The following is a 3292-nucleotide window of genomic DNA, read 5'->3' on the forward strand; positions in this document are numbered from 1 at the left end:
ACCTGGATTCCGTTCCTGTCGGTAAACAGGGAACGGTTCCGTGTCATCCGGGCAGAGAGCGATCTTACAAACGTACCCGAAGGCATGTTCCTCGTCGTTTCAACCTCCATGCTCGGCAAACTGCAAAGAGGGCTGGTGCGCTACGTGAAACAAACTTCCCGGAAACTGTGTCTTGTTTTCGACGAGTCGGACGAAATCACGAATCCGACTTCACAGCGCACAAGAAACATCCTGTGCATATTCAGAAGGCTCAAGTATAAGATTCTTGACACCGGAACGACCACGCGCAACAACATAGCGGAACTGTACAGCCAGTTCGAGCTGCTTTACAACAATTCGGTGAACATGGTGTGCTGGAGCCCGCAGGTCTATCACGAAAATGTAGATACTAATTGAAAAGTGCGCCAATATTCCAGTTGAAAATTGCGCCACCATAGGATAAGTATAATGACCTTTGTATAATCCAAATGCAAAGGTAAAATGAAGACTATGGTAGAAAGACAATCAATAATACACATGTATAGGGTATGCGGTTATAGCAAACGGCGTATCTCTCGTGAACTTCATGTCAGCCGTCATACCGTTGACAATATTCTTTCAGAGTACGAATCAGCCATCCGCACGGACAATCCGGAAGAGGCTTTGAGTGATTTGCTTACCATCCAGCCCAGGTATGACAGTTCCAGACGCCGTCCTCGCCGGCTCACCCAGGAGATTAAGGATAAGATAGGATTTTGCCTGAAGAAGAATGCCGTTAAGATAGCTACCGGACTTCGCAAACAGCGCATGTTGAAAAAGGATATCCACCAGTTTCTGTTATCTCAAGGATACACCATCAGTTACGCCACAGTATGCAGTTATATAAAAAATATAGAGTCATGCAAAGAGAAGAAAAAGAGCGAAGCCTTTATCCGGTTGTTCTATGAGCCTGGATGCATTGCCGAGTTTGACTGGGGTGAAGTTCTTCTTTTTATTGACGGTGTCAAAACCAAGTTTTATCTGGCCGTATTCACTTTCGGGCATAGCAATGGCAGATACGCCTATCTTTTCAGGCATCAGAATACGCTTGCCTTCATGGAATCCCACCGTAACTTTTTCAGGGATATACATGGTGTCCCAGCCATGATGGTCTATGACAATATGCGTGTAGCCGTCAAGAGCTTTGTCGGTGGTGATAAGAAACCTACAGAAGCTTTGATGAAGATGTCCGGTTTCTATTGTTTTGAGTACCGTTTCTGTAATGTACGGGCCGGATGGGAGAAAGGACATGTGGAGCGCAGCGTGGAATATGTCAGAAGGAAAGCTTTCTGCCTGACAGACCATTTTGGTGATATACATTCTGCCCAGGAGCATTTAAACCGGGTATGTATGCAGGTCAACAACGAGCAAGGCAGTCTTTCAACAGCGGAGAAAACATCACGTCTGGAAGCTGACCTGTCATCGCTGAAGCCTTTTCCCGGTAATCTGGGCTGTTTTGAGGTCTATGAGTACATTGTGGATAAATGGTCAACTATCAGCATGAAAAATGTTCATTATTCCGTACCTGATTCTCTTGTGGGAGAAAAAGTACATGTCAAGGTTTATAGTGAAAAAATCGTCATCCTGTACGGGAAGGAGAAAGTGGCCTCTCATCAACGCAGTTATTGCGGTGGAGACTGGTGCATCAAGCTGGAGCACTATTTGCGTACACTTTCCCGTAAACCGGGGGCATTGCCCCACTCTGTGGTTTGGCAAAGAGCACCGGAAAAACTGAGAAGGCTGTATGACATCCATTTCAAGGAAGACAACAGGACGTTTGTTCTGTTGCTGGACTATGCCCGAAAAAATGGATTTTCCGGAACGGACATTGTCGCGGCATGCAAGGAGCTGACCGGACGTGGTGTCAGAAAGATATCTCCGGACCAGGTAAAGGCCATGCTGCATGGTAGCGTACAGGGAGAAACAGAAGAAACCATGGAACCGCCTGTTCTCCCGGCACAACAGGAGAATATAGAAAGAGAAGCTGTGGATATGCTTGAAGGCATCACGGCGCTCATGACAGGATACAATGAAGTGCATGATATAATACCAACCATTTAAGTTTATAATATATGAAATCAGAAAAAGAAACCATTTATGACTATGCTGCAGAACTGAAGCTTCTGTCCTTTAAAGAGGAACTGGAATGCACCCTTTCATTGGCAGCTGAAGAAAACTGGAACCATCTGCAGTTCTTGACGGAATTGCTTGGAAAGGAAAGCGCCAGGAGAAGGGAGTGTAGAAGAAGATCAAGGATAAGATCTGCGGGATTTCCACAAATGAAGTATCTGCATGAGCTTGTTATGGAAGACATGCCCAAAGAGGCACAGGTAATATTACCTGAATTGGAAACACTGGACTTCATCAGACAGGGAAGAAACCTGGTCCTGTATGGAAATCCGGGAACGGGAAAGACGCATATTGCTACGGCTTTAGGAATAAAGGCCTGCCAACAGGACTTTACCGTATTGTTTACTTCAGTGCCGGTCCTGCTTACCCAGATAAGGGAGGCTAAATCAGCAAAGACACTGAGGACGCTACAATTAAGGTTTGAAAAATACGATCTGGTCATCTGTGATGAGTTCGGATATGTCAGTTGTGACAAGGAAGGAGGAGAACTGCTTTTTAACCACCTGTCGTTAAGAGCCGGGAAAAAGGCTACAATCATTACTACTAATTTGGCTTTTAACAGATGGAATGAAATCATAAAGGACAAGGTGCTTGTGGCGGCAATGGTTGACAGGCTTACACATAAAGCTTATCTGGTTAATATGACCGGACTGTCTTATAGGCTTAAGGAAACACAAAAAATGAGACAAGATAAATGAATATTTTAAACTTATAGTAATTTTGTAACCAGTTATGGATGGAGCTCTTTTCAATTAGAATACGGCGCACTTTTCAATTAGTATCTACAGCGGATGCTTGCATTATGATAAATTTTCAGGCACGGATTACATGGTTCCGGTTTATGAAAACCGTAAATTCCATGTAATCCGTGCCTGAAAAAATATTGAAATCATTTTCATACCCTCATCGAAGAATGCCAGCGACAAGGGAATAATTCACTATAATCCCAGTTTTGCAGAAATCTCCAGCATCCTCTTGATCGGTTTCACCGCTTTCTCTGCTATTTCCGCATCCACCTTGATTTCCGGAGATTCGTCTTTCAGGCAATTATAAAGCTTTTCCAATGTGTTTAACCGCATAAAGTTACACTCATTGCAGGCACAGGTACTGTCGTTGGGCGGTGCCGGAATAAACTTCGTCTGCG

Annotated in this window: 4 protein-coding genes; 3 read left to right on the forward strand and 1 reads right to left on the reverse strand. The window is 44.4% G+C overall.

Annotated features, from left to right (window positions below):
- From ACESTK_RS20300 to istB, 3 genes are all read left to right on the forward strand, one after another.
- Positions 1-396: hypothetical protein (locus ACESTK_RS20300; protein ID WP_373120616.1), on the forward strand; the 396-nt coding region annotated here is incomplete at its 5' end.
- A gap of 93 nt (positions 397-489) precedes the next feature.
- Positions 490-2079 carry an IS21 family transposase gene (gene istA, locus ACESTK_RS20305; protein WP_259338393.1) on the forward strand — a complete coding sequence of 530 codons (1590 nt, stop codon included), beginning with the start codon at positions 490-492 and terminating at the stop codon, positions 2077-2079.
- Positions 2080-2090: 11 nt separating this feature from the next.
- Positions 2091-2846 carry an IS21-like element helper ATPase IstB gene (istB, locus tag ACESTK_RS20310; protein ID WP_005811485.1) on the forward strand — a complete coding sequence of 252 codons (756 nt, stop codon included), beginning with the start codon at positions 2091-2093 and terminating at the stop codon, positions 2844-2846.
- Positions 2847-3086: 240 nt separating this feature from the next.
- Here the strand turns inward: istB and nadA are convergent.
- The coding region (gene nadA / locus ACESTK_RS20315) for a quinolinate synthase NadA (RefSeq protein WP_373120617.1) at positions 3087-3292 on the reverse strand (206 nt) is incomplete at its 5' end.

The organism is Ruminococcus sp. Marseille-P328 (assembly GCF_964249465.1).
Taxonomy (GTDB): Bacteria; Bacillota; Clostridia; order Lachnospirales; family Lachnospiraceae; genus Blautia_A; species Blautia_A faecis.